This is a genomic window from Janthinobacterium sp. SUN118 (assembly GCF_030397695.1).
Classification (GTDB): domain Bacteria; phylum Pseudomonadota; class Gammaproteobacteria; order Burkholderiales; family Burkholderiaceae_D; genus Janthinobacterium.
On the sequence record NZ_JAPUBV010000002.1, the window covers coordinates 212,220 to 237,514 of the forward strand.

The following is a 25,295-nucleotide window of genomic DNA, read 5'->3' on the forward strand; positions in this document are numbered from 1 at the left end:
GTCAAGCTCCTGTGGGGGTAAAGTAATTGCAGACGCAGCCGCGTTCATTGCGCACGATGTCGAAATCGATGTCGTACAGCGCCCGCAAGCGCTCCTCGGTCACGACCTCGTGCGCGGGACCGGAAAAGCGTACGCTGCCGCCCTGCATGGCGACGATGTGGTCCGAATAGTTGGCGGCGAAATTGATGTCGTGAATCACCAGGATCACGGTGCGCCCGTGTTCGTCGCACAGGCGGCGCAGCGCGCGCATGATCTGCACGGCGTGTTTCATGTCCAGGTTGTTGAGCGGCTCGTCGAGCAGCAATATATCGGTCTGCTGGGCTATCGTCATGGCCAGGAAAGCCATCTGGCGCTGGCCGCCGCTCAGTTCATCGACATACGCCAGGCGTAAATTGTCGAGCGACAGGAATGCGATGGCCTCGTCGATGGCTTGCCGGTCCTGCGCCGTCAGCGCGCCACGGCTGTAGGGAAAGCGGCCGAAGGCGACCAGCTCCTCCACCGTCAGGCGCAGGTTGAAATCGGGCGCCTGGCGCAGGGTGGCCACTTGCCGCGCATAGTCCTTGACCTTGATGTGCGCGATGCTGCGCCCGCCGATCGTGATATCGCCGCTGCTCGGTTCCAGCAGGCGCGCGATGAGCATCAGCAAGGTGGTCTTGCCGGCACCGTTGGGGCCGATCAGGGACGTCACCTGTCCCTTGGGGAACTGCGCGCTGACGTCCGTCAGCACGCTTTTGGCGCCATAGGTTTTGGCGATATGTTTGACGTGGATCATGCTGTGCCTCGGGTGCGGACCATGAGCGCCAGGAAATACGCGCCACACACCAGGTTGATGAGGATGCCGACGGTGGTCCGGTAATTGAAAACGTGCTCGACCAGCAGCTGGGCGAGCAAGAAGATGGCGATGGCGATGGCGCATCCCAGCGGCAAGGTGACGCGGTGGCGCGCCGTGCGGGCCAGCGCATACGTCGTGTTCGCCACGAAGATGCCCATGAAGGCCGTCGGCCCCAGCAGGCTGGTCGACACCGCCACGAACACGGCGATCAGCGCCAGCTGCAGCCGCACCATGCGCCGGTAATCGACGCCGAGCGAGATCGCCTGCTCGCGTCCCAGCGCCAGCACGTCGAGCGCCGGCAAGGTCCTGAAGGCCACCAGGCAGGCGGCGCCCACCAGCAGCGCCGACGCCAGCAGTTGCCCGGGCTGCGCCCTGTTGAACGATGCCTGGCTGAAACCTTGCAAAATGGCAAATTCACCGGGACTGATGCGCAGCTGGATGAACTGGGTAAACGTGCCGAGCACCATGGTCAGGACAAACCCCAGCAGCAACAGGAAATACACATTGTTCTTGCCATCACGGAACAGCCAATAGTGGATGGCCCAGGAATAGGCGAGCATCAGGGCGATGGACAACATGAAATTGCCGTCCTGCCCCAGCAGCAGCACGCTGTGCATGCCCATCGCGAGAACCAGCAGCGACTGCAGCAGCACATACACGGCCTCATAGCCCATGACGGCCGGCGTCAGGATACGGTTGCCGGCGATGGTCTGGAACACGATGGAGGAGACAGCCACGCAGACGCCGCCGATGGCGATGGCGGCCAGCCGCGCCAGCCGTTTCGGGATGATGTAAGCGAAGTCCAGATTCGCGCCGAGGAAGAGGAAAGCCAGCGCCAGCACGGCAACGGCCAGCCAGAGCGCCTGCCGCTTGAGCATGCGCGTCATCGCCGCCCCCGGATGATCAGCACGAGGAACAGCACGCCGCCCACGCCGCCCGCCGTCAGGCCGATCGGCACTTCGAACGGGTAGATCAGCAATCGCCCCGCGATGTCGCAGGCCAGCAGCAGCGCGGCGCCGCCCAGCGCCACGATGGGCAGGGTGCGCGCCAGGTTGTCGCCGTAGCGCAGCGCCACCAGATTGGGAATGGCCAGGCCGACGAACGGGATCGCCCCCACCGTGATCACCGTGGCCGCCACCGTGACGGCCACCAGCACCAGGCCCAGCGCCACCGTGGCGCCATGGTTCAAGCCCAGGCTGGTAGCCATGCCCTCACCCATGCCCAGCACGGTAAAGCGCTGTGCGTACAGGTATGTGAGGGCGACGATGGGCAGGATCAGGTAGATGATTTCATAGTTGCCCTGGACGATCCGGGAAAAATCGCCGAGCAGCCAGCCCTGCATGCTTTGCAGGATATTGTTGCGGTAGGCATAGAACTCGGCCACGGCGCTGAGCACGCCGCCATACACGAGGCCGATGACGGGCACGAGTATCGTGTTCTTGAAGCGGATGCGGCGGATCAAGGCCACATACACGAGGCTGGCGGCAAGGCAGAACACCAGCGCGAACGCCATCTTGCCGGCCGCGCCCGCCGCGGGCGCGGCCGTCAGCGACACGAGGATGCCCAGCTTGGCCGCATCGAGGCCGCCCGACGTGGCCGGTTCGACGAATTTGTTGCGCACGATGTGCTGCAGGATGACGCCGCAGACGGACAGGCCCACGCCTGTCAGCACCAGCGCCGCCAGACGGGGCAAGCGGCTGGCCGTCAGGGTCAGCCAGGCATCGTCGAACACCGCGCCAGACGACAGCGATGGCGACAACAGCCGTGCCCATTCCACGTGCCTGGCGCCCACCAGCAGCGAAGCACAGCACAGCAGGAAGAACAGGAAAAGCAGACGCGCGCGTGTCAAATGCCGGACTCCGTTCCAGGCTGGCGCGCGGGCGCGGCGATGCGCCAGCCCTTGGCCGCCTGGCGCTGGGCCAGGAAATGCGCATACAGGCCGTTCTGCTCGCGCAGGATGTCCGGCGCGCCCTGCTCGCGGAGCGTGCCGCCCTCGAGCACGACGATCTGGTCGGCCATGGCCACCGTCGACAACTGGTGTGCGATGACGATCACCGTGCGCTTGCCGCGCAGCCGCGCCAGCGCTTCGGCGATGGCGGCCTGGTTTTCCGCGTCAAGCGCGGCCGTCGCTTCGTCGACGAGCAAAATCGGTGCATCCTTGACCAGCGCACGGGCAATCGCGATGCGCTGGCGCTCGCCGCCGGACAGGCGCGCGCCCCCCTCGCCCACAGGCGTAGCGAGCCCCTGCGGCAAGCGCGCGATGATCTCGGCCACGCCTGCCTGGCGCGCCGCCTCCAGCACTTGCGCATCGCTGGCGTCCGGCTTGCCGATGCGGATGTTGTCGCCGATGCTGCCCTGGAACAGATAACTGTCCTGGAAAATCTGGCTGATCTGGCCTGCCAATTGCTCGCTGGACATGGCACGCACATCGACGCCGCCCACCAGCAGCGCGCCCTGGCTGACGTCGAAAAAGCGCGCGATCAGCCGCACCAGGGTGGTCTTGCCGGAACCGGAAGCGCCGATCAGCGCCGTCATGCTGCCCGGCGCAATATGCAGATTGATGCCCGTCAATACGTCGGGCTGATCCTGTACATAGCGGAAAGCCACGTCGCGCAGCTCGACCGCGCCATCGCGCGGCGCTTGCGGCGCGGCCGCTTCCGGCAGCGGCTGCACGGCGAGAATGGCGCGCGCCGCGTCAAGCTGGCCGCGCGCGCCGCGCAGCACTTCGCCATAGCTGGCCACTTCCTGCAGCGGATCGACAAGGCGCACCACCAGCAGCAACGCCACGATGACGGCAATGGCATCCTTCGCGTCGACTACACCGCCCAGCAGGCCGTTCAGCCACAGCGCGGCGGCGACCAGCAAGGCGGCGAAGATGGCTTGCACGGCCCACGCGTTGAGCACGGCCGACAGTGACGACAGGTAAATGAGCCGCGTGCCCGAGGCGCGCTGCTCGTCGATGGCTTGCTGCAGGAAGCGCGTGCCGCCGCCCTCGCCGCTGCCGTCGCCATTGAAGGCGCGCAACACGGACTGCGCTTGCGCAAACTCAATCAGGCGCTGGCTGGTCTGGGCAAAATGCTGGCGGTAGGCGTCGTCGGCGCGCTGTCCCATATGCGCGGTAAGCCGCAAGGTGCCGGCCAGGATGGGCAGCGCCAACAGGGCGATCAGGCCCAGCTGCCAGTGCAGCACGAACAGCGCCGCGATCAGCACCACGGGCGTGACGGCACCGCAGATCAGCGGCGTCAGCACGTGCGCCGGCAGCTGGGCCACATTCATCATGCCTTGCGTGATGACATGGCCGAGACGCGCCGTGTTTTCCGGCGTGAACCAGCCGACAGGCAGGCGCGCCACGTGGTCGCCGAGGCGCTGACGTGCGCCCCGCAAGACCGTCACGCCGACGCGCACGCCTGCCCTTTCCACCTGGCGCCGCCAGGCCCAGCAAGCCGCCAGCCCGGCCAGCAGCACGAGCAGCCACAGCGCCGCGCCCCCCGTATCGCCGGCCAGCAGCCGACCCAGGGCCAGCACCAGCGCCGTGACGGTGAGCCCGCTGAGCAGGCCATAGGCAAGCGCCATCCACGCATAGCGGCGGAAGACGGGCGCATCATCGCCCAGCAATTGAATAAAAGTCTTCAGCATGACGGGTGCGCCTCTTCCTGGAATTCCTGATAGCCGCCCAGCGCCCACAGTTGCGCGTAGCGCCCCTGGTCGGCGAGCAAGGCGGCATGGCTGCCCTGCTCGACGATGGCGCCATGTTCGACGACGATGATGTGGTCGGCGTGCATGATGGTGTCGAGCCGGTGCGCGATCACCAGCAAGGTGCGGCCGCGGGCAAAGCGCGACAGCGCATCCTGAATCGCCACCTCGTTTTCGGCATCGGCCGCCGCCGTGGCTTCGTCGAGCACCAGCACGGCCGGATCGAGCAGCACGGCGCGGGCGATGCTCACGCGCTGCAGCTCGCCGCCCGACAATTGCGCGTCTTCGCCGATCACCGAGTCGTAGCCGCGCGGCAAGGCCAGGATGCGCTCATGGATGTTCGCCAGGCGCGCCGCTTGCTCCACCTCGTGCCCGCTGGCCGCCGGCCGGCCCAGCGCGATGTTCTCGCGCACGCTGGCGTGGATGAGACGCACTTCCTGCAGCACGAAGCCGATGCGCCGGTACAGCTCGGACGTGGCGATGTGCCGCAGGTCGACGCCGCCCAGGGTGATGCGCCCTTGCGTCGGATCGAAAAAGCGCAGCAGCAGCCGCGCCAGGGTCGATTTACCGGACCCGGAAGCGCCGACGATGGCCGTGACCGTGCCGGGCTGCAAGGTAAAACGGATGTCCGACAGCACCTTGTTGTGTCCATCGTAGGCATAGCTGACGCCTTCCACGCAAATTTCCGTGCCAGCTGGCAGCTGCTGCTCGTCGGGCGCAGGCTGCGCCAGCACGGGCGTCTCGAGCAAGGCCAGCACGCGCTGGGCGGCGCCGGTGGCGTTGTTGAGGTCGTGCGTCAGATAGTGCAGCAGCAGCATCGGCGCGGACATGCCCGGCGCCACGAGGGCGAACGGCAGCACGTCGATGGGCGCCATCCAGCCCAGCACCACGAATACGGTGCCGGCGATCACCACCACGCCCAGCACGGCCACGGGTGCGATCAGGGCGTTGGCGTTGGCCATCGAGCCCACCAGCGGTCGCGTGAAGGCGGAAAAAGCGTCCGCAAACCCGTCGACGGCCGCGCGGTAGCTGCCGTGCGCGCGGCCCGTAGCACCAAACGCCTTGACCACGGGAATGCCGTTGACGAACTCCACCACCGCATTGTTGATGCGCCCCATGCCGGCGACGAATTGCTCCATATTGCCTGCGCTGGCCTTCATGGCCTTGCCGAAGAACAGGAAAAAGCCGGGAAAGGGCAGGATGGCGATGATGGCCATGCGCCAGTCCATGGCGAACAGGTAGAGCAGCGAAATCAGGATGGCGCCCACGGCGCGCCCCGTCGTCGTATAAAAATGCGCGGTGAGGCTGTGCAGGGTGTTGATGTCGTCCTGCATCGCCTGCTTGACCTCGCCCGACGCCCGGCTGGTGAACCAGCCCAGCGGCACTTGCCCCAGGCGCTGCATGGCTTGCAGGCGCAGGTGGTGGGTGATGCGGTTGTCGGCCAGGTGCGCGGCCAGTTCGCCCAGCGCGAGCAGCGCCATGCCGGCGAACAGACAGGCGACGCTGGCGAGGATGGTGGGCCAGATGTCGGCTGCCGACGGCGCGTCCGCAGGGACCAGGGCCATTCTTGCCAGGTGCGCGATGCCGGCCAGCGGCACCAGCGTGAGCATGCTGCCCACGCCGGCCAGCACGGCCGCGACGATCAGGCGTCCGCGTATGGGGGTCAATATCCGGCGGATCGGGCCGGCTTGTTTGGGTGCGGCCGGGGCCGCGTCATGGGTGCTCATGAAAAAAGGACAGGCATGGTGTCAAAAGAAAAGAGTGGCTCTCACCCTATATCCCGAACGAGAATGCCAAACCCTCAATCGGGCGCCGCATCCCATGCAAAAAACCTCAGGATGCGGCCTGCACGGTTACCCAGTAGCGCGTGCGCGCCAGGATCTGGATGGGCAAGGCCAGCGCCAGGTTGTGCAGGGCACGGTCCGTGTCGCGCAGCGGGAAGACGCCGTTGACCTTCAGCGCGGCCACGGCCGGATCGCAGCGCAGCAGGCCGGGGCGGTAGCGGGCCAGTTCGGCGATCAGGGCATCGAGGCGCATGTCGTCGGCCACCAGCATGCCGCGCGCCCAGGCCGCGGCGCCGGCGGAGACGGGCGCCGCGGACTGCACGATGTCGGCCGAGAAGACGGCGCCCTGGCCCATGTCGATACGCACGGGGCGGTCGGGCGCATGCGCGAGGCGCACCTCGACGGCGCCCTCGAACACGGCGACCCTCGACACGTGTTCTTCTTGCCGCAAGGTAAAACGCGTGCCCAGCGCCCGCACGGTGCCGTGGCGGCTTTGCACGCGGAAAGGCCGCTGCGCCGCATCGTGCGCCGTCGTGACGAGGATTTCACCGGCCCGCAAGAGCAGCAGGCGCTCGCTGGCGTCGAAACGCACGTCGATGGCGGATGCCGAGGCCAGCATCACGCGCGTGCCGTCGGGCAGGATCATCTCGCGGATCTCGCCGGTGACGGTGCTGTGGCCGGCCGTGGCGACTTGCCAGCTGTCCGTGCCGCGCAGCGCGTACGCCATGCCGCCCACTGGCAGGATCAGCGCCAGCAGTTTCAGGGCGCGGCGGCGGTTCAGGTGGGCGGCGGGCGCCGGCGCATGCAGCGCATGCCTGGCCGCGTCGCGCGGCACGCCGTGCAGCTTGCCCTCGAACGCCTGCAGGCGGCGCCAGGCAAGGTCATGATGCGGGTGGGCGGCGCGCCAGCGGGCACAGGCGACCTGGTCCGCGTCGCTGGCGTCATCGGACCACAGGCGGGCCATCCACTCGGCCGCCCGCTGGACGATGGCGGCATCGATGATGGCGCCATCGTCGCCAGTACGGCTGTCGGGCAGCGGCATGGCCATGCGGGCTCAGTGTCCCGGGCCGTGCAAGGCCTGGTAGCAGGCCAGCAAGCCGGCGGCGATGTATTTCTCGACGGACGAGACGGACACCTGGAGTTCGGCGGCGATGTCGCGGTAGCTCATGCCGTCCAGCTTGCACAGCAGCAAAGCCTTGCGCGCCTTCGCAGGCAGCTGCTGCAGCACGGCGTCGATTTCCGTCAGCGCCTCGAGCACCAGCGCGCGCTCTTCCTCGGACGGCGCCAGCGCTTCGGGCACGAGGGCCAGTACTTCCAGGTAGGCCGCCTCGATCTGGCGGCGCCGGTACAGGTCGATCACCATGCCGTTGGCGATCTGCGTCAGGTGACGGCGCGACTCCCCGGCCGGCGGCACGCGCCCCGTCTTCATCAGGTGCAGGTAGACATCGTGCGCCAGGTCGGCCGCATCGAAGGCATTGCCCAGCTTGCGGCGCAGCAAGCCCCGCAGCCAGCTATGGTGGTCGGTGTACAGACTGCTGACTTGTTGCTGAAGCGCTAACTCGGCGGTGCCCACGATACCCTTCCTGTTGCCATGGCCACCGTATGATGGCGCATCGAATTATAAATGAGAATTATTCTCATTATATACGGAAGCACAAGGCCGCTGCAACCGGGCGACTGCGGGCACGTCAATCCGCAAGCCATCGGCACAGCACCAGCAGGCGATAAAAAACCCTGCAAATCAGGGATTTGCAGGGTTCATTGACGCTCCATGCCCAGGCAGGGGGCCAGCGTCGGGAATTAGACGTTGAACAGGAAGTTCAGCACGTCGCCATCCTTGACCACGTATTCCTTGCCCTCGGCGCGCATCTTGCCCGCTTCCTTGGCGCCCGCTTCGCCCTTGTAGGCGATGAAGTCGTCATAGGCGATGGTTTGCGCGCGGATGAAGCCGCGTTCGAAGTCGGTGTGGATCACGCCGGCCGCCTGTGGCGCCGTGGCGCCGACGGGGATGGTCCAGGCGCGCACTTCCTTCACGCCCGCCGTGAAGTAGGTTTGCAGGCCCAGCAGCTTGTAGCCGGCGCGGATCAGGCGGTCCAGGCCTGGCTCTTCCATGCCCATGTCGGCCAGGAAAGCGCCCTTGTCGGCATCGTCGAGGTCGGCGATTTCCGCTTCCAGTGCCGCGCAGATTGCGACGATAGGCGCGTTTTGCGATTGCGCATAGGCCGTCAGCTGGTCCAGCAGCGGGTTGTTGGTGAAACCCGTGTCGGACACGTTGGCCACGAACATGGCCGGCTTGGCCGTGATCAGGCACAAAGGCTTGATCAGCTCCATTTCGTCGGCGTCCAGGCCCATCGCGCGCACCGGTTTGGCGTCGTTCAGGTAAGGCATCATGCGTTCCATGATGGCCAGCAGCTTGGCTGCGTCCTTGTCGCCCGAGCGGGCTTTCTTGTTTTCGCGGTGGATGGCTTTTTCCACGGTGCCCATGTCGGCCAGCGCCAGTTCGGTCTGGATGACTTCGATGTCGTCGAGCGGGTTGATCTTGCCGGCCACGTGGATGACGTTGTCATCTTCGAAGCAGCGCACGACGTTAACGATGGCGTCCGTTTCGCGGATATGCGACAGGAACTGGTTGCCCAGGCCCTCGCCCTTCGATGCACCGGCCACCAGGCCGGCGATATCGACGAATTCCACGATGGCGTTGACCATGCGTTCCGGCTTGACGATCGCGGCCAGCGCATCCATGCGTGGATCCGGTACTTCGACGACGCCGACGTTCGGCTCGATGGTGCAGAACGGATAGTTTTCAGCCGGAATGCCGGCTTTCGTCAGTGCATTGAACAGGGTGGACTTGCCGACGTTCGGCAAGCCGACGATACCGCATTGGAGACTCATGGAAAACCTTTAATAATCAAAGCACATGGCGCCGTCTATCGGCGTGCTTGCCGTGCTGTTAGGGAAACGGGGCGATTGCTCACCATTTTCCGGGGATAGTGCGTATGCTGCATTTCAAGGGGTCAATTGTACCCGTGTCACGCGCGCTTCAAAAGCCTGATGATGGCCAAACGACGCCTATGCAGGCGCATCGTGTTGTCATCAGGCCGTATGCAGCTTCATCGTCGCCGCCTCGAACTTGCCGTCGACAATCAGCGGCATGACTTGCAGGGACTTCTCGATGGCTTGCTCGATCAGCTCCTGGTCTTCGCGGCGCGGACGGTGCAGCACGAAATCGGCCACCTGCTGCTGCAGGCTCAGGGTGCGCGGATGGCCGATGCCGAGGCGCAAGCGCCAGTAATCCTGCGTGCCCAGCGCGGCCGTGATGTCCTTCAAGCCATTGTGGCCGCCGGCCGAGCCGCCCTTCTTCAGGCGCGCGATGCCCGGCATCAGGTCGAGTTCATCGTGCACCACCAGCACTTCATCGGCGGCAATCTTGAAGAAACGCGCCAGCGCGCCCACGGACTGGCCCGAGCGGTTCATGAAAGTCAGCGGTTCGAGCAGCCAGACTTCGTTGCCGCCAATCGACGTTTTCGCCAGCATGGCGTTGTAGCGCGAATCGCGCTGCAAGCGCGTGCCGGGCAAGCTGTTGGCAAGGTTGTCCACCAGCCAGAAGCCGGCATTGTGGCGGGTTTGTTCGTATTCGGGTCCCGGATTGCCGAGGCCGACGATCAGGCGTATGGGCATGGCTGTGTCTGCAGTGTAAAAACGTATTATCGGTGAAAACGGGCGGAAAAAAACCCGCCGGGACGAACCAGGCGGGTTTTTCCTTGCGACTACCGCATGACTGCGGCGGCAGAATTACTTCTTATCAGCAACAACTTCAGCAGCAGCGGCTTCAGCAGCAACGTGGCCAGCCGGTACCGAAGCGGTAGCGATGGTCAGGTTGGCGCCGTGGGTGACAGCGGTCACGCCAGCTGGCAGGACCAGGTCGCCGACGTGCAGCGAGTGACCGACGTCGATGTTCGACAGGTCAACGTTGATGAATTCTGGCAGTTGGCCTGGCAGGCACGAAACTTCGATTTCGTTGGCAACGTGGCTGATGGTCGCGCCATGCAGTTTGACTGCTGGGGAAACGTCAGCGTTGATGAAGTGCAGAGCAACTTTCACGTGGATAGCTTGCTTAGCGTCAACGCGCTGGAAGTCAGCGTGCAGAACCAGTTGTTTGTATGCGTGGACTTGGAAGTCGCGCAACAGAACTTGCTGGGAAACGCCGTCGATTTCCAGGTCCAGGATGGACGAGTGGAAAACTTCTTTTTTCAACGCGTGGTACAGGGCGTTGTGATCCAGCGAGATCAGCACCGGGGCTTCAGCGCCACCGTAGACGATACCAGGGGTTTGGCCGGAAATGCGCAGGCGGCGGCTCGCTCCGGAACCTTGCAATTCGCGTTTAAATGCGATAACTTTCATGTGAAACTCCAAGAAGAACAAGGCTTGCGCCTTGTGTTAGGAAGACTCCCGCGACCAGGAGTCCTCGAAAATGGGCGCATATGCGCCCCGAAAACTAAAACACTGCGGCGCAACAGGCAAAAAGCCGGTCGCGCCGCAGGCATTACGTCTGTTTCTGTTTACCGAATTAATCGATAAAGAGGGAAATAACCGAATCACCCTTGATGATGCGCTTGAACGTCTCGGCCAGCAGCGGCGCGCACGTCAATTGACGGATCTTGCCGCAGGCCAGGGCCGCTTCGGACAGGGGAATCGTGTCGGTCACGACCAGCTCATCGAGTGGCGAAGCCGAAATACGGTCGATCGCCGGGCCGGACAGCACCGCGTGCGTGCAATACGCCACGACTTTTTTCGCGCCGCGCTCTTTGAGCACTTCGGCAGCCTTGGTCAGGGTGCCTGCCGTGTCGACCATGTCATCCATGATCACGCAGTTGCGGCCTTCGACTTCACCGATGATGTTCATCACTTCGGACACGTTCGCTTTTGGACGACGCTTGTCGATGATGGCCAGGTCGCAGCCCAGGCGTTTTGCCAGGGCGCGCGCACGTACCACACCGCCGACGTCCGGCGACACGACCAGCAGATCCTGGTAGTTTTTCTTTTGCAGGTCGCCCAGCAAAATTGGCGAAGCGTAGATGTTATCGACAGGAATATCGAAGAAACCTTGGATTTGGTCGGCGTGCAGATCCATGATCAGGACGCGCTCGACACCGGCTTCTTCCAGCATGTTCGCCACCACCTTGGCCGAAATCGCCACACGCGCGGAGCGTGGACGGCGGTCTTGGCGGGCGTAGCCGAAGTAGGGAATCGCGGCGGTGATGCGGCCAGCGGAAGCACGTTTCAAGGCATCAACCATCAGCATGATTTCCATCAAGCTGTCGTTGGTTGGAGCACAGGTGGATTGCAAAACAAAAACATCCTTGCCGCGCACGTTTTCGTTAATCTCGACCATTACTTCGCCGTCAGAGAATTTCGAAACGTTTGCTTTACCGAGAGGGATGCCGAGGTTTTTTGCGACCCCCTCTGCTAACGCTGGATTCGCGTTGCCGGTAAAAACCATCAGGTTTTCGTAAGCCATGGGAGTCCCAAGAGGTGATATAGAAGTCTTGAAAAGCACTAACCGGGCATAGGCCCGGTCAGTCATTGTTTAGAATATGCCGCGTGGCGGCATATCTGCTTTTTCCCGTACTGGACGCTAACTTCGCATCGACAGACTACGGTGAAATGGGTGGCAGGGGAAGAAGGATTCGAACCTTCGCATGCTGGAATCAAAATCCAGTGCCTTAACCAGCTTGGCGATTCCCCTACGCAACTGACTGCTTGCCGTCATGTTGGCCAGTATTATACCGACTATTTGACGCTAAGCAAAATCTTTTTTTGCTGCTTACTTTAATTCACAACACCGTGAGCATCGGGTGGCGATTTAGCGCTTTTGCCTTCCAGGCTACCCAGACCGGTGGCACATTGCTGAGCACCGCATCTGCTTCTTCCGCACTGGAAAACGCACTAAATACACAAGCACCGGAACCAGTCATCCTGGCCTCACCGTAAGCACCCAGCCATTCTACCGCATCTGCTACCGGCTTGAAAAGACTGCATGCCACTTGCTGTAAATCATTTTTACCGAACCCGCCCGCATCGTTTCCTTCTGCGAGGTGCCTGGAAAAGTCCGCTATTGTGACGGCTTCGGTATTCCTCGTCAAGCCTTCCGCGCAAAAAATTGCAGCGGTGGGCACTTGCACGCCCGGCTCGATCACCACATACCAGCATTCGGGCGTGGCGACGGGCTGCAAGGCCTCCCCCACGCCTTCGGCAAACGCGTTCTCGCCAAAGATGAAAAACGGGATATCGGCGCCCAGCGGCAAGCCCAGCGCCATCAATTCCTCGCGCGTCAATCCCGCCTGCCACAGGTGGTTCAGCGCCATCAGGGTCGTGGCCGCATCGGACGAGCCGCCGCCAAGGCCGCCGCCCATGGGCAGCACCTTGTCGATGGCGATGTCTACGCCGCGCGGCAAGGCGCCCGTGCGACGCAGCACTTCCGCCTGCAGCAGCTGCGCGGCACGGATGATCAGGTCCTGCTCTTCCGGCACGCCGGCCAGCGCCGTCACGCGGCGTATCGCCGTATCGTCGCGCAGCGCGAAATGCAGGGTGTCGCCATGGTCGAGCAGCTGGAACACCGTCTGCAGCAGGTGGTAGCCGTCGGCGCGGCGGCCGTTGACGTGCAGAAATAAGTTCAGCTTGGCCGGGGCCGGGCAATTGTTCAGGGTCGTCAGTGTCATGGTGCGGGTGCGGAGGGAGCGGGATCGAGCACGATGCGCAGCGACACGGCGTCGGCCTGGGCGCTGGCATTGCGTTCGGCATCGATACGCCGCGGTTGGGGCAAGCTGCCCGGTGCATTGTCGGACGCATTTTGCCCTACTTCCTGCCACGACACATAGCGCAGGCGCCAGCCGTCCTTCGTCGTCACGCTGTCGTTGGCCGGCGAAGCGACGAAGCGCTTGCCGTCGGCGCCCACGGCATAACCCTGCAGCCAGTCGCGCAAGCCCGATACGGGCAGGGACCAGCCCAGCATCTGCGCGCTCAGGGCATCGACGTCGGGCGCGCGGCGCGGCGCCTTGCCGCTCTGCGTCAGCACGGCCTCGTGCGGCGTGACGGCGATGGTGGCCAGGGTGCTGCCCACGGGCGAGTACAGGGTCACGTCCGTGCGCTGCGCCGTCTGCTGCCAGTTGAAATTGACGGTGGCCGATTCAGGCTTGTCCTCCTTCTGGTACACGACGTTCAAACGGCCCGTCAGCTCCACCTGCTCGCGGTAGGGCGCGACAGCCTTGCCCGATGGCGCGGCGCCGGACGAAAAGGGCGAGGTCAGGGTCGAGCAGGCCGACAGGGCCAGGCAGAGAGCGGAGAGCGCAAGGAGATTTTTTGGCATGGGCACAAGGAAAAACCAGCGCCATGGCGCTGGTTTGATAGTGGAGTTAATCGATTCGATCACAAGCTGACATTCAGGCGCGCCAGGGTGCTTTTCAGCGCATCGTTTTTCGGATCCTTGCCTTGCGCCTCGCGCCACAGCTTCTGTGCCTCGTCCTTCTCGCCCTTCTGCCACAGCACTTCGCCCAGGTGGACGGCGATTTCCGGATCGCTGCGCACGGCGTAGGCGCGGCGCAGCGCGTTTTCCGCCGCGGCCAGGTTGCCCATGCGGAACTGTACCCAGCCCATGCTGTCCATGATGAACGGGTCGCCTGGCGCCATCTGCAAGGCCTTTTCGATCAGGGCATGGGCTTCCGGCAAGCGGATGCCGCGTTCGGCCAGCGAGTAGCCGAGCGCGTTATACGCGTGCTGGTTGTCGGGCGCCAGCGCCATCACGCGACGCAGGCTCGCTTCCATCAAATCCAGTTTATCCAGGCGCTCGGCCAGCAGGGCATAGTCGTACAGCAGTTCCGGGTTGTCGGGGAAGCGCAGCAAGGCGTTTTCCAGCACCGTATAGGCGCTTTGCACATAGCCGGCGTCGCGCAGGAATTGCGCGTCGACCAGCAGCACCTGCGCCTGGCTTGCCGGGTCGTCCGTTTCGATTTCCGACAGCGCCTTGCGCGCCGCATCGAGATTGCCGCCACGGGCGATCAGTTGTGCGCGGCGTAAACGGGCATCGACATAGCCGGCCGAGGCGCTGTTGTCGACCTTGTCCAGCCAGGCGATGGCGCCGGCCATGTCGCCGCGCGTTTCGGCAATCTGCGACAGTATCATCAGGGCCTTGAACGGATCGCGCGCGTCGCCGGGGGTTTTCTCGAGCACGGCCAGGAAGCGCTTGAAGTACTGCTCGGCGCCCTTGGTGTCTTCCAGCTGCAACGCCACGATACCGAGCGCATACAGGGCGGCCACGTTATCGGGCTGGCTTTTCAGCAGCAGCAGGAATTGATCGCGCCCCGGTTCGAGCTGCTTCTGCTCGACCAGCAGGCGCGCATAGGCGGCGCGCACTTCGACCGCGTCCGGATTCTTTTCCAGGAAGGCGGCCAGCACCTTGCCTGCCGCCTCGGGCTCGCCCGTCACCTGCGCCAGGGTCAGCGCGGCCAGCTCGGAATTGGGCTTGATGGCCAGCGCCTTGTTCGCTTCGCCGATGGCGCGCTCACGCTCGCCGATCGACAGGGCGCCCTGCGCCAGCACCAGGTGCGCCTCGAACATGTCCAGGTAGGGCTGCACCAGGCGCGTCACCATCGAGTACGCATACAGCTTGTCGTTCGAGCGCGAGAGGATCTGCTGCATCTGGAACAGGGCCACGCCGCGCGCGCCGGGCGGCGCATTGGCCAGGCGCTCGGCGAAAATCGGCTCGGCTTCCTCGATCTTGTCGGTCAGGACGACGAAACCGAGGAAGAACTGGGTCGCCTCGTCGGATTCGGGCGCCAGTTCGCGCCACAGGCGGATGGCAGCCAGCGCCTCGCCGCCCTGCTTGGCCGCCAGCGCCATTTCGGACGCGCGGCGCGCCAGGCGCGGGTCGCGCGTCTGCTGCGCCGCCACCATCATGGTCACGTACGGCCCCTGCCACTGGCCGCTCTTGAATTCCATTTCCGCGCGCGTCAGCTTGTACAGCAGGTCGCTGCTCAATTCGACCTTGGGCAAGCCGTCCGCCTTGGCGCCCTCGCTGGATTCGGCACCCGGCTCCTGCGGCGCGGCGGGTGCGGCCGCAGAGGGGCTGGCCGCGGCATCGGCAGGGGCGACAGGCGTCTGCGCCATGGCATGCGTGGCCATCAGGGCGGACAAGGTTACAATGGCGAAAGCGTTTTTCAAAGGCTGATCCTGGCTATACGGCAAAGTTTGATTCTACGCCCAACCCGATCATTGCGTACTTCACGTATGTAACGAAATATATACGTCAGCGTGAGGCAAGGTGTACGAGCCCGCCGCCGGCCTGCAATCCAGCTGTTTTTGACCCAGTTTCCATACGTCCGAGCCCTATGCCAGAATTGCCAGAAGTCGAAGTCACACGGCGCGGTGTCGCGCCCCATCTCGAAGGACGCGCCGTGCGCTCCGTCGTGCTGCGCCGCGACGGCCTGCGCTGGCCCTTCCCTCCCGCCCTGGGCGAGCAATTGTCGGGCCAGACCATCGGCCTGACGGGGCGGCGCGGCAAATACCTGCTGATCCACTTCCGCCACGGCACCCTGATCATCCACCTGGGCATGTCGGGCCACCTGCGCGTGCTGCCGCCTGGCACCGAGGCGCAAAAGCACGACCATTTCGACCTCGTCGTGGAAGACGCGGACGGCGCCAGCCAGGTGCTGCGCATGACGGATCCGCGCCGCTTCGGCGCCGTGCTGTGGCACGACGAGGCCGACGGCCCGCTCGACAGCCACGTGCTGCTGCGCGGCCTGGGCACGGAACCGCTGGAGGGCGGCTTCACGGGCCAGCTGCTGTTCGAGAAAACGCGCAACAAGGGCAGCAGCATCAAGCAGGTGCTGATGGCGGGCGACATCGTCGTCGGCGTGGGCAATATCTACTGTTCCGAAAGCCTGTTCCGTGCCGGGATCAACCCGAAGACGCCGGCCAAGCGCATCGGCCTGGCGCGCTATGAGAAACTGGCGCAGGCGATCCGCGACGTGCTGGCCGAAGCCATCGTGCAAGGCGGCAGCACCCTGCGCGACTTCATCGGCGTAAACGGCCAGTCCGGCTACTTCCAGCAGACGTATTTCACGTACAACCGCACGGGAAAGCCATGCCGCGTGTGCGGCGCGCCGATCCGGCAAATCGTGCAGGGCCAGCGGTCCACGTTTTACTGCGTGCATTGCCAAAAGTAAGTCACTCGCAAAGGGAGCCAGATGGTCAGGGACTTGGAACAATACAGCGCATGGCGCCAGGACGTGCTGGCCGCCTTGCAGGCTTACCGGCAGGCCGCCAGCGCGGCGGGCCTGGTCGACGGCGCCTCCGCGCTGCGCCTGGCGCGCTGTGTCTCCCGCCTGCTCGATGACCGCCTGTCCGTGGCCTTCGTGGCGGAATTCTCGCGCGGCAAATCCGAGCTGATCAACGCCATCTTCTTTGCCGACTACGGCCAGCGCATCCTGCCCTCGGGCGCGGGACGCACCACCATGTGTCCCACCGAGCTGCTGTACGACGCGGCCTGGCCGCCGTCGATCCGCCTGCTGCCCATCGAGACGCGCGCGCAGAACCTGTCGACCAGCGACTACCGCGACCTGCCCGCCGCCTGGACCGTCCTGCCCCTGAACATCGATGCGGGCGGCGACATGCAGGAAGCCATCCGCCAGGTCAGCCTGACGAAAAAAGTCGGCGTCGAGGAAGCGGCGCGCTACGGCCTGTACGACGCCGACGACGCGGATGCGCCGGCCATGCTCGACGAGGACGGCCAGGTGGAAATCTCGATGTGGCGCCACGCCATCATCAACTTCCCCCATCCGCTGCTGAAGCAGGGCCTGGTGATCCTCGACACGCCTGGCCTGAACGCCATCGGCACGGAGCCGGAACTGACGCTGAACCTGATCCCGAATGCGCACGCGGTGCTGTTCATCCTGGCGGCCGATACGGGCGTCACGCGCAGCGATATCGAGGTATGGCGCAACCATATCGGCGCCGGCGCCGGGCGCCTGGTGGTGCTCAACAAGATCGACAGCATGTGGGATGAATTGCGCGGCGACGCCGAGGTGACGCAGGCCATCGAACGCCAGCAGGCCAGCGTGGCGCATCTCCTGATGCTGGATGCGGGCCAGGTTTTCCCCGTCTCGGCGCAAAAGGCCCTCGTGGGCAAGATCAACCACGACGCGGCGCTGCTGGAAAAAAGCCGCCTGCAGGCGCTGGAAACGGCCCTGTTCGAAGGCCTGATCCCCGCGCGCAAGGACATCATCCGGCACCAGCTGGGGTTCGACCTCGATGCGATTCAAGCGGCGCAGCAGGTGCAGGCGGCGGCGCGCGCGCGCGGCATCGCCGAGCAGCTGCACGAGCTGCATAGCCTGCGCGGCAAGAACCAGAGCGTGATCGCGCACATGATGCGCCGCATCGATATCGAGAAGAAGGAATTCGACAGCAGCCTGTTCAAGCTGCAAGCCACGCGCGCCGTCTTTACGCGCCTGTCGACGGAGCTGTACACGAGCCTGGGCATGGACATCGTGCGCGACGATATCGACGACGTGCGCGCCGCCATGCAGCGCAGCCGTTTCTTCACGGGCCTGCGCGACGCCATGCGCCAGTATTTCGAACGCATCGCCCAGAACCTGGACCGCTCGGAAGGCAAGACCGCCGAGATCACGGAAATGATGCAGGTGATGTACCGCAAGTTCGCCACCGAACATGGCCTGGCGCTGGCCGTGCCGATGCCGTTTTCGCTGGCCCGCTACCGCCAGGAGATCGCCGATATCGAAGCCGTGTATCACAAGCAGTTCGGCACGGCGACCCTGATCACCACCAGCCGCGTGGTGCTGATGGAGAAATTCTTCGACACCATCGCCTCGCGCGTGCGCCGCAGCTTCGCGGCCGCCAACGACGACGCCAGCGCCTGGCTGAAAGTCATCATGGCGCCGCTCGAAGCGCAGATCGTCGAATACAAGGAACAGCTGAAACTGCGCTTCGCCTCGATCCAGCGCATCCACGACGCCACGGGCAGCCTGGAACAGAAGATCGCCGGCTTTGAAGCCAGCCTGGCGGCGCTCGAACGCGACAAGGCGCAGCTGGCGCAACTGGCCGACACCTTGCGCGCGGCCAGCGCGACATAAACAACATCAGCACCATCGAACAACAGAACACTGGAATCCTGCATGAAACGTCTGCTGCATCCGCTCTCGCCCGCCACGGGCGCGGCCCCCATTGAAGACTATGTCGATCCGACTTTTTCCGCCACCGTCATCGCCTGGCAAAAGCAGCATGGCCGCCACGCGCTGCCGTGGCAAAACACGCGCGACGCCTACCTGATCTGGCTGTCAGAAATCATGCTGCAGCAAACGCAGGTCACCGCCGTACTCGGCTACTACGCGCGCTTCCTCGAACGCTTTCCCACCCTGCGCGAGCTGGCCGACGCGCCCGTGGAAGACGTGATGGCGCAATGGAGCGGCCTAGGCTACTACACGCGGGCGCGCAACCTGCACAAATGCGCGCAGCGCGTGGTGGCCGAATACGACGGCGTCTTCCCCAGCGACCCGGTCCTGCTGGCCGAGCTGCCCGGCATCGGCCGCTCGACGGCCGCCGCCATTTCCGCGTTCTCCAGCGGCACGCGTGCAGCCATCATGGACGGCAACGTCAAGCGTGTCTTTGCGCGCACGTTTGGCATCGACGCCTATCCAGGCGAGAAACGGGTTGAGGAAGCCATGTGGCGGCGCGCCGAAGCCCTGCTGCCGGAAACGGGCATCGAAGCCTACACCCAGGGCCTGATGGACTTTGGCGCCACCCTGTGCACGCGCAGCAGCCCCGATTGCGGCCGCTGTCCGCTGCAGCCGCGCTGCGTGGCCTACGCCACCAACCGCACCAAGGACCTGCCCGTGCGCAAGCCGAAGAAAACCAGTCCGGAAAAGCACGCCGTCATGCTGGTCGTCATCGACGACGGCCAGGTGCTGCTGGAACAGCGGCCCGGCTCCGGCATCTGGGGCGGTCTGCTGTCGCTGCCCGAGCTGGACGGCCACGTGCTGGCCGGCGAAGCCGCACCACGCGCCATCGACGAGGGTGCGCTGGCGCGCGCCGTGGCGCCCTTCGGCGAGATCGAGACGCAGGAGCGCTTGCTGCCTATCGTTCACGTCTTCACGCACTACAAACTGCACATCGTGCCCTGTCGCATCACCCTGGCGCGGCGCCTGGCGCTGGCAGGGGAAGCGTCCCATGTCTGGTATGACGGCGCCAGGATCGCCGACGCGCCGCTGCCGGCACCCATCAAGAAACTGCTGCTGGACCTGTTCGGCGATGCGCGCCAGGCGCAGCGCAGCATGTTCTAGTGCGACGTTTTGTACTGCTCGCGCTGGCGGCGCTGTGCCTGCACGGCGCCCATGCCGCGGACGACCTGCCCGAGGTGCGCATCGGCGTGCTGGCTTACAAGGGCGGCGACGCCGTGCAGCAGGACTGGTCGTACGTGACGCGCCACCTGCAGGCCAGCATTCCCGGCGTGCGTTTCGTGCTGGTCGACTATGACCAGGCGGGATTGACGCGCGCCGTGCAGTCGCAAACCATCGCCTTTGCCGTCACCAGCAGCGGCCATTACGTGGCGCTCGAACACAGCGACGGCGCCAGCCGCATCGCCACGCTCGAATCGCCGTGGACGGATACGCCGCGCCTGGCCATCGGCTCGGCCATCGTCGTGCGCAGCTCGTCGCCGCTGCATGACCTGGCCGACCTGGCGGGCAAGAACGTGATGGCGGTGGCGCCCGACGCTTTCGGCGGCTACCAGATCGCCGCGCGCGAATTGCGCGAAGCGGGCCTCGATCCCGCGCACGATTTTGCCAGCCTGCGCTACAGCGGCTTCCCCTCGCAACAGATCGTCGAGGCCGTGCGCGCCGGCCGCATGGATGCGGGCATCGTGCGTACCTGTTTGCTCGAGCAGATGGTGGCGCGCGGCGAAGTGCAGGCAGACGAGCTGCGCGTGATCACGACGCGCCCGGTACCCGGTTTTCGCTGCGCCACCTCGTCGCGGCTGTATCCGGACTGGCCGTTCGTGGCCTTGCGCCAGACGCCGGCGCCACTGGCCAAGCAGGTGGCGCTGGCCCTGCTGGCCATGCCGCGCACCAGCGAAGGCTATAGCTGGACGGTGCCCAGCGATTACCAGATCGTCGATGAACTGTTCCGCGAACTGCGCATCGGTCCCTACGCCTACCTGGACAAGCTGACCTTCGAGACGGCGCTGCGCCGCTACTGGGGCTGGATGCTGCTGGTGCTGGCCCTGCTCGTTGCGTGGGCCGTGCACACGGTGCGCGTGGAATACCTGGTCAGCCGGCGCACGGAACAACTGCGCGCGGCCCAGCACCAGCAGCGCGCGCTGGAAGAACAGGCGCGCCAGCGCCAGGCCACGCTCGATCACACGGCGCGCCTGGCGATCCTGGGCGAAATGGCCAGCGCCATCGCCCACGAATTGAACCAGCCGCTGGCGGCCATCGGCAATTTCGCGCGCGGCATGGCGCGCCGCATCGCCGCCGGCCGCCTCGATGCGGCGCCGTTGCTGGACGGCGCGCAGGAAATCGCCACGCAAAGCGAGCGCGCCGGCGCCATCATCCGGCATATCCGCGCGATGGCGCAAAAGCGTCCCGCGCACAGCACGGCCTTCGCCCTGGCCGACGCCGTGGAGCAAGCCGTAGCCCTGTTCCGCGCCGCCCATCCGCAAGCGAACATCCGCTGGTCTCGCGAGGCCGCCAGCCCCGTCGTGCGCGTGCTGGCCGACCCACAGCAAGTGCAGCAGGTGCTGCTGAACCTGCTCAAGAATGCGCTCGATGCGCAGATGGAAAACGGCAATCCCGAGCACGCCATCGGCGTGCTGCTGCACCGCGAAAACGGCGCCTGCATGGTGGCCGTGCGCGACGCCGGCTGCGGCCTCGCCACGGAACAAATGGCGCGCCTGTTCGAACCGTTTTTCACCACCAAGGCAGAAGGGCTGGGCCTGGGCATGTCGCTCAGTAAAAGCATCATCGAATCGTTCGGCGGCAGCCTGTCGGCCCACGCCAACGCCGATGCGCCGGGCTTGACGGTCTGGTTCCGCCTGCCCGAAGATAGCAATATGGAAGCAGACCAGGAAAGACACGAGGAAACACCATGAATGAAAGCGATGCCATCATCTTTGTCGTCGACGACGACGCCGCCATGCGGCGCTCGCTGGCCTACCTGTTCGACTCGGCCGGCTGGAAAGTGGAGACGTTCGAGTCGGCGCGCGACTTCCTGCAGCGTTACGATGGCCATGCGCCCGGCTGCCTGCTGCTCGACGTGCGCATGCCGCTGATGAGCGGACTGGAACTGCAGCAGGAACTGTCGCGCCACGCCATCTCCCTGCCCGTGATTTTTTTGAGCGGCCACGGCGACCTGGCCATGGCCGTGCAGACGATGAAGGCGGGCGCCTGCGATTTCCTGGAAAAACCGTGCAAGGACCAGGTTCTGCTCGACGCCGTGACGCGCGCCGTGGCCCGCAGCCTGGACGAAGGCCGCAGCGCCGCCAGCACGCATACGGCACAGGCGACGCTGGCGACATTGACGGCGCGCGAGCGCGAAGTGGCGCTGCTGATGGCCGAAGGCAAGGCCTCCAAAGTCATCGCCCGCGAGCTGGGCATCAGCGACAAGACGGTGCAGGTACACCGCCATAACACGATGGAAAAACTGGGCCTGCATTCAGCAGCCGAGGTGGCCCGGCTGCTGATGGCCGGCGGACAAATCTAAGCGCGCACGATACGCGCCGGCAGCCCCTGCCGCACCGACGTGCCCGAGACGGGATCGACAAACACGTTCTTGTCGCCGCGGCTCGGGTCCGTCAAACCCAGGTCGTTCAAGTTGATGCCGGCGCCGATGGCCGGCTCGTCGGGCTGGCGCAGCTTGCCGATGCGGTGGGCCCTTGCGCCGTGCTCCTTGTGGCCGAAGCCATGTTCGACGGCGATCACGCCACGCTGCACGCCATGGCGCAGCATCACCGTGGCCCTGGCCCTGCCGCCCGGCGTTTCCAGATAGATCTCGTCGCCATTTTCCAGCTTCAGCCGCGCCGCATCGTCGGGATGCACGGCGACGGGATTGTCGGGATGGATGCCGCGCAGGCGCCGCGCGCCGATGCTGTACGAGTTTTGCAGCGCCGATTTGAAGCTGATCAACTCGAACGGCCACTCGCTGGCCGGATACGCCTTGCGCACGGGCGTGCCATCGGCAAACGCCGCCACGCGCCAGGCGGGCGTACCGGGAAAACGCTTGCCGCTCAAGCTGCTCTTGCTCACGCCCAGGCCCTCGTTGTACAGCATCATCGGCTTCAGATAACGGTGCGTGGACCAGTCCTGCGGATACGGCGTCTCATCGACGACCGGGACAGCCGCCGCCGGCGCCTTGGGGTTCGCCGGCGGCGGCAGGCGGAGGCCGAACATCTCGCCATAGCTCTGGTAGCGCCCTCCCCGCGCCAGCATGAAGGCCACCTTGCGCCACTCTTCCGGCTTCAAGGTGCGTTCCAGTTCCGGGCGGATGCGGGCCACGCCGGAAAGCGCAATATCGTCGTCGCTCGCCTCCGGCACTGGCGTTTTTCCTTGCCAGGCGATGTTGGCGCCGCCGCGCAGATACCAGTCTTCCGCGCATTGCAGTGGGAAGCGCCGGCCCTCCATATCCTGCAAGGCCTCGGGGCCGAAGCCGGGCAAGTCCATCGTTTTCGCCAGCGCGATGAAGAACGATTCCATGCAGATGGTCTGGCCATCGGACGTCTTGTGCACGCGCGGTTCGGCCACCGGCCAGCGCGCCGTGCTCATCTTGACTGGCATGCCGCCCCAGGCGCCCGCCCAGCCCCAGCTTTCGTACAGCAAAGTATCGGGCAGCAGGTAGTCTGCAAAGGCCGAGCTTTCGTTGATGAACGGGTCAATGGCGACGATCAGGGGAATCTTCTTCGGATCGGCCAGTTCCTTGCCGATCTGCGCGCGCAAGCCCGTGATGCCATACACAGGATTGCAGCTCCACAGTATCAGCGCCTTCAAGGTGTACGGATAGCCATTCATGGCGCTGGTCAGCCACTCGGTAGCCAGCGCGGGCGCGTTCGGATACCACGGCGCCCTGGCCGGATACGCCTTGCCCGCTTCTTTCTTCAGCTTGAATTCCGAGGTTTTTTCATACGGCACATTGCGTCCGATCGGCATGCCGGCCGCCTTGATCTCGCCATCGAAACTCTCGAGGTTGTAGCGCGGGCCAGGGCCCGCATCCTTGAAGCTGCCGCCGTTGACGAGGGTGCCGCCCTTGCGGTTCAGATTGCCGATCAGGGTATTGAGCATGACCAGCGCATACGCGTTATAAAAGCCAGCGCCCGACATCATGCCGCCGTGCGCATTGACGGCGGCGCGCTTGCCATGGCTGGTCAGTTCCCGCGCCAGGCCTTCGATGATGTCGCGCGCAATGCCGCAGGCGGCCGCGTATTCATCCATGCTGTGGCGCTGCGCTTCCTCGTTGAGCATCGTCATGGCCGTCTTCAGGTGCACGGGCGCGCCGGCGACATCCAGCGGGCCATCGAAGAACAGCCGCGCCTCGCCCCTGGCCGCGCTGTGCGGCACGATCGCTTGCGTGGCGGCGTCGATCACGCAGAACGGGTCGCCATCCTTGTAGCGCTCTTCTTCCGCCAGTTCCACCGCGCCGATATCGGAGCCGCGCAGGTAGCGGCCATCGCGCGGGTGGCCCTTTTCGTTGATGACCAGGTGCGTGGCGTTGCACCAGGCGGCCTCGCCCGCCGCTTCGGCCACCTTCAGGTTGGGCTGTGCGAGGAAGTGACGGTCATAGCGTTCCTGCTCGATGATCCAGCGTATCATCGCCATGGCCAGCGCGCCGTCCGTGCCCGGCTTGATCGGCACCCAGCGGCTACGGTCGCCCGCCGCCAGGCTGTCCGCGTTCGTCAGCACAGGGTCGACCACGACGTAGCTGAAATCGCGCTTGCCCGAGCGGGCCTTGGCGATCAAGGTGCCCTGGCGCTTGAACGGATTGCCCGCATTGCCCGGCGCCGTGCCGACGAAAATGCAAAATTCCGTGTTTTCCAGGTCCACTTTCGCATGCGGCATTTTCTTCATGTCGCCGAACATGGCGCCCGACCCGCTGCGGTAGGCGCCGCCGCAATACGAACCATGGTTGACCAGGTTCAAACTGCCGTACGACTGCTTGAAAAAGCGCGTGCCGAACGCCAGGCGGCCATCGTCGGTGCTGCACATCAGGCCCACCTGGTTCACTTGCGGTCCCAGTTCCGGCTGCGCCGCATCGATCGGCTTTTCCAGCTCGCGCAAGGCACGCAAGCCCTGCACGTGGCCTTCGCCAAACAGGTCGCCCCCTTCCGTTACTTCCTTGACCAATTGGTCAAAGGCGATCGGCTCCCAGCGGCCGCCGCCGCGCGGTCCCACGCGCTTCATGGGCGCCAGCACGCGGAACGGCGACTCCATCTGTTCCAGCACGCCGTTGCCGCGGCCGCAGGCGGTGGAGCGGCCTTTCAGCCCCTTTTCCTCGAAGCGCGACAGCGACACGAAGCTGTCGCGTATCGGCGTGGCATACGGCAGCGCCGGGTCGGCCGACATGGGGCTGTACGGATTGCCCGCCACGCGCAGCACCTTGCCGCTCTTCTTGTCGAGGCGCACGCGCACGCCGCAAAACGTGGTGCAGCCCATGCACATGGTGTAGCTCACTTGCTGGTCCGGATTGACGGTCAGCTTGCCCGTAGCCGTGTCGACGGAAAACTCGGGCGGCAGGGAATTGCCGTGCAGTTTCTGCACAGGTTTATCTTTACCCAGCGCGTGGTCGACCATGCGGCCGGCCGTGGTGGAAAAACTGGCGGCAAACGCGGCCAGGCCGCCACCGATGGCGCCGTAGCGCAGCAGCTTGCGGCGCTTTTCTTCCTCGGCGCTGCGGTCTTCTTGCGGGTCTGGTGTGGTGTGATCGTTCATGATTCT

General features: G+C 65.0%; 21 protein-coding genes, 1 tRNA gene and 1 pseudogene. 6 read left to right on the forward strand and 17 right to left on the reverse strand.

Annotated features, from left to right (window positions below; translation table 11 throughout):
* Window position 1: 1 nt before the first annotated feature.
* The 15 genes from O0880_RS16600 to O0880_RS16670 all read right to left on the reverse strand — a co-directional run bounded on the left by O0880_RS16600 (window position 2) and on the right by O0880_RS16670 (window position 15,525).
* Complete coding sequence (locus O0880_RS16600; RefSeq protein ID WP_289887526.1) at window positions 2-772, reverse strand: ATP-binding cassette domain-containing protein; 771 nt, start codon at window positions 770-772, stop codon at window positions 2-4.
* Window positions 769-1,719 (reverse strand): iron chelate uptake ABC transporter family permease subunit, encoded by a 951-nt coding sequence (locus O0880_RS16605; protein ID WP_289887527.1) that lies wholly within the window; start codon window positions 1,717-1,719, stop codon window positions 769-771. Before O0880_RS16605 ends, O0880_RS16600 begins: the two co-directional genes overlap by 4 nt.
* Entirely contained in the window at window positions 1,716-2,681 is a 966-nt protein-coding gene (locus O0880_RS16610; RefSeq protein ID WP_289887528.1) for an iron chelate uptake ABC transporter family permease subunit, read from the reverse strand. The genes O0880_RS16605 and O0880_RS16610 overlap by 4 nt, the downstream gene beginning before the upstream one ends.
* Window positions 2,678-4,468: an ABC transporter ATP-binding protein gene (locus tag O0880_RS16615; RefSeq protein WP_289887529.1), complete on the reverse strand. Its 1,791-nt coding sequence runs from the start codon at window positions 4,466-4,468 to the stop codon at window positions 2,678-2,680. Before O0880_RS16615 ends, O0880_RS16610 begins: the two co-directional genes overlap by 4 nt.
* Window positions 4,462-6,252, reverse strand: coding sequence for an ABC transporter ATP-binding protein (locus O0880_RS16620; protein WP_289887530.1), 1,791 nt, complete (start codon window positions 6,250-6,252; stop codon window positions 4,462-4,464). The genes O0880_RS16615 and O0880_RS16620 overlap by 7 nt, the downstream gene beginning before the upstream one ends.
* Before the next feature lie 106 nt (window positions 6,253-6,358).
* Window positions 6,359-7,357: a FecR domain-containing protein gene (locus O0880_RS16625; protein ID WP_289887531.1), complete on the reverse strand. Its 999-nt coding sequence runs from the start codon at window positions 7,355-7,357 to the stop codon at window positions 6,359-6,361.
* A 6-nt stretch (window positions 7,358-7,363) separates the two neighbouring features.
* On the reverse strand, window positions 7,364-7,882 hold the full coding sequence (locus tag O0880_RS16630; protein WP_071325625.1) for a sigma-70 family RNA polymerase sigma factor: 519 nt from the start codon (window positions 7,880-7,882) through the stop codon (window positions 7,364-7,366).
* 227 nt (window positions 7,883-8,109) lie between these two features.
* The gene (gene ychF, locus O0880_RS16635) at window positions 8,110-9,201 is read right to left on the reverse strand and encodes a redox-regulated ATPase YchF (RefSeq protein WP_071325626.1); all 1,092 of its coding nucleotides are present in this window, start codon (window positions 9,199-9,201) and stop codon (window positions 8,110-8,112) included.
* A gap of 201 nt (window positions 9,202-9,402) precedes the next feature.
* Window positions 9,403-9,987, reverse strand: a complete 585-nt coding sequence (gene pth / locus O0880_RS16640; RefSeq protein ID WP_071325627.1) for an aminoacyl-tRNA hydrolase — start codon at window positions 9,985-9,987, stop codon at window positions 9,403-9,405.
* A gap of 114 nt (window positions 9,988-10,101) precedes the next feature.
* Window positions 10,102-10,710 carry a 50S ribosomal protein L25/general stress protein Ctc gene (locus tag O0880_RS16645; protein WP_034753273.1) on the reverse strand — a complete coding sequence of 203 codons (609 nt, stop codon included), beginning with the start codon at window positions 10,708-10,710 and terminating at the stop codon, window positions 10,102-10,104.
* A gap of 166 nt (window positions 10,711-10,876) precedes the next feature.
* Entirely contained in the window at window positions 10,877-11,827 is a 951-nt protein-coding gene (locus O0880_RS16650; protein WP_034753270.1) for a ribose-phosphate pyrophosphokinase, read from the reverse strand.
* A 151-nt stretch (window positions 11,828-11,978) separates the two neighbouring features.
* Window positions 11,979-12,055: transfer RNA gene (locus O0880_RS16655), tRNA-Gln, on the reverse strand.
* 88 nt (window positions 12,056-12,143) lie between these two features.
* The gene (gene ispE / locus O0880_RS16660) at window positions 12,144-13,028 is read right to left on the reverse strand and encodes a 4-(cytidine 5'-diphospho)-2-C-methyl-D-erythritol kinase (protein WP_289887532.1); all 885 of its coding nucleotides are present in this window, start codon (window positions 13,026-13,028) and stop codon (window positions 12,144-12,146) included.
* Window positions 13,025-13,675, reverse strand: a complete 651-nt coding sequence (locus O0880_RS16665; protein WP_071325630.1) for an outer membrane lipoprotein LolB — start codon at window positions 13,673-13,675, stop codon at window positions 13,025-13,027. Before O0880_RS16665 ends, ispE begins: the two co-directional genes overlap by 4 nt.
* 59 nt (window positions 13,676-13,734) lie before the next feature.
* Window positions 13,735-15,525: a tetratricopeptide repeat protein gene (locus O0880_RS16670; RefSeq protein WP_289887536.1), complete on the reverse strand. Its 1,791-nt coding sequence runs from the start codon at window positions 15,523-15,525 to the stop codon at window positions 13,735-13,737.
* 167 nt (window positions 15,526-15,692) lie between these two features.
* Here O0880_RS16670 and mutM point away from each other — a divergent pair, with 167 nt between their 5' ends.
* The 5 genes from mutM to O0880_RS16695 are packed head-to-tail and all read left to right on the forward strand — an operon-like array spanning window position 15,693 to window position 22,074.
* Window positions 15,693-16,529, forward strand: coding sequence for a bifunctional DNA-formamidopyrimidine glycosylase/DNA-(apurinic or apyrimidinic site) lyase (gene mutM, locus O0880_RS16675; RefSeq protein ID WP_289887538.1), 837 nt, complete (start codon window positions 15,693-15,695; stop codon window positions 16,527-16,529).
* Window positions 16,530-16,550: 21 nt separating this feature from the next.
* Entirely contained in the window at window positions 16,551-18,452 is a 1,902-nt protein-coding gene (locus tag O0880_RS16680; protein WP_289887540.1) for a dynamin family protein, read from the forward strand.
* 42 nt (window positions 18,453-18,494) lie between these two features.
* Window positions 18,495-19,658, forward strand: a complete 1,164-nt coding sequence (gene mutY, locus O0880_RS16685; RefSeq protein WP_289887541.1) for an A/G-specific adenine glycosylase — start codon at window positions 18,495-18,497, stop codon at window positions 19,656-19,658.
* Window positions 19,658-21,463 carry a sensor histidine kinase gene (locus tag O0880_RS16690; RefSeq protein WP_289887542.1) on the forward strand — a complete coding sequence of 602 codons (1,806 nt, stop codon included), beginning with the start codon at window positions 19,658-19,660 and terminating at the stop codon, window positions 21,461-21,463. The genes mutY and O0880_RS16690 overlap by 1 nt, the downstream gene beginning before the upstream one ends.
* Window positions 21,460-22,074, forward strand: a complete 615-nt coding sequence (locus O0880_RS16695) for a response regulator (protein ID WP_071325635.1) — start codon at window positions 21,460-21,462, stop codon at window positions 22,072-22,074. The genes O0880_RS16690 and O0880_RS16695 overlap by 4 nt, the downstream gene beginning before the upstream one ends.
* Here the strand turns inward: O0880_RS16695 and O0880_RS28130 are convergent.
* Window positions 22,071-22,643 (reverse strand): molybdopterin dinucleotide binding domain-containing protein, encoded by a 573-nt coding sequence (locus O0880_RS28130; protein WP_354669899.1) that lies wholly within the window; start codon window positions 22,641-22,643, stop codon window positions 22,071-22,073. The two genes, O0880_RS16695 and O0880_RS28130, sit on opposite strands and share 4 nt — an antisense overlap.
* A gap of 19 nt (window positions 22,644-22,662) precedes the next feature.
* Here O0880_RS28130 and O0880_RS28135 point away from each other — a divergent pair, with 19 nt between their 5' ends.
* Window positions 22,663-22,770 carry an MYXO-CTERM sorting domain-containing protein gene (locus O0880_RS28135; protein ID WP_354669900.1) on the forward strand — a complete coding sequence of 36 codons (108 nt, stop codon included), beginning with the start codon at window positions 22,663-22,665 and terminating at the stop codon, window positions 22,768-22,770.
* Window positions 22,771-23,141: 371 nt separating this feature from the next.
* Here O0880_RS28135 and O0880_RS16700 read toward each other — a convergent pair.
* Window positions 23,142-25,289 (reverse strand): annotated as a pseudogene (locus O0880_RS16700) (molybdopterin-dependent oxidoreductase); the annotation flags it as partial.
* Between the last annotated feature and the right edge of the window lie 6 nt (window positions 25,290-25,295).

Bases quoted from the DNA above. Each gene is read 5' to 3' on its own strand.
- O0880_RS16650 (WP_034753270.1), bottom strand. From the start codon at position 11,827: ATGGCTTACGAAAACCTGATGGTTTTTACCGGCAACGCGAATCCAGCG.
- O0880_RS16600 (WP_289887526.1), bottom strand. From the start codon at position 772: ATGATCCACGTCAAACATATCGCCAAAACCTATGGCGCCAAAAGCGTG.
- pth (WP_071325627.1), bottom strand. From the start codon at position 9,987: ATGCCCATACGCCTGATCGTCGGCCTCGGCAATCCGGGACCCGAATAC.
- mutM (WP_289887538.1), top strand. From the start codon at position 15,693: ATGCCAGAATTGCCAGAAGTCGAAGTCACACGGCGCGGTGTCGCGCCC.
- O0880_RS28130 (WP_354669899.1), bottom strand. From the start codon at position 22,643: ATGATGCTGTACAACGAGGGCCTGGGCGTGAGCAAGAGCAGCTTGAGC.
- O0880_RS16620 (WP_289887530.1), bottom strand. From the start codon at position 6,252: ATGAGCACCCATGACGCGGCCCCGGCCGCACCCAAACAAGCCGGCCCG.
- ispE (WP_289887532.1), bottom strand. From the start codon at position 13,028: ATGACACTGACGACCCTGAACAATTGCCCGGCCCCGGCCAAGCTGAAC.
- O0880_RS16680 (WP_289887540.1), top strand. From the start codon at position 16,551: ATGGTCAGGGACTTGGAACAATACAGCGCATGGCGCCAGGACGTGCTG.
- O0880_RS16625 (WP_289887531.1), bottom strand. From the start codon at position 7,357: ATGGCCATGCCGCTGCCCGACAGCCGTACTGGCGACGATGGCGCCATC.
- O0880_RS16695 (WP_071325635.1), top strand. From the start codon at position 21,460: ATGAATGAAAGCGATGCCATCATCTTTGTCGTCGACGACGACGCCGCC.
- ychF (WP_071325626.1), bottom strand. From the start codon at position 9,201: ATGAGTCTCCAATGCGGTATCGTCGGCTTGCCGAACGTCGGCAAGTCC.
- mutY (WP_289887541.1), top strand. From the start codon at position 18,495: ATGAAACGTCTGCTGCATCCGCTCTCGCCCGCCACGGGCGCGGCCCCC.
- O0880_RS16665 (WP_071325630.1), bottom strand. From the start codon at position 13,675: ATGCCAAAAAATCTCCTTGCGCTCTCCGCTCTCTGCCTGGCCCTGTCG.
- O0880_RS16615 (WP_289887529.1), bottom strand. From the start codon at position 4,468: ATGCTGAAGACTTTTATTCAATTGCTGGGCGATGATGCGCCCGTCTTC.
- O0880_RS16645 (WP_034753273.1), bottom strand. From the start codon at position 10,710: ATGAAAGTTATCGCATTTAAACGCGAATTGCAAGGTTCCGGAGCGAGC.
- O0880_RS16605 (WP_289887527.1), bottom strand. From the start codon at position 1,719: ATGACGCGCATGCTCAAGCGGCAGGCGCTCTGGCTGGCCGTTGCCGTG.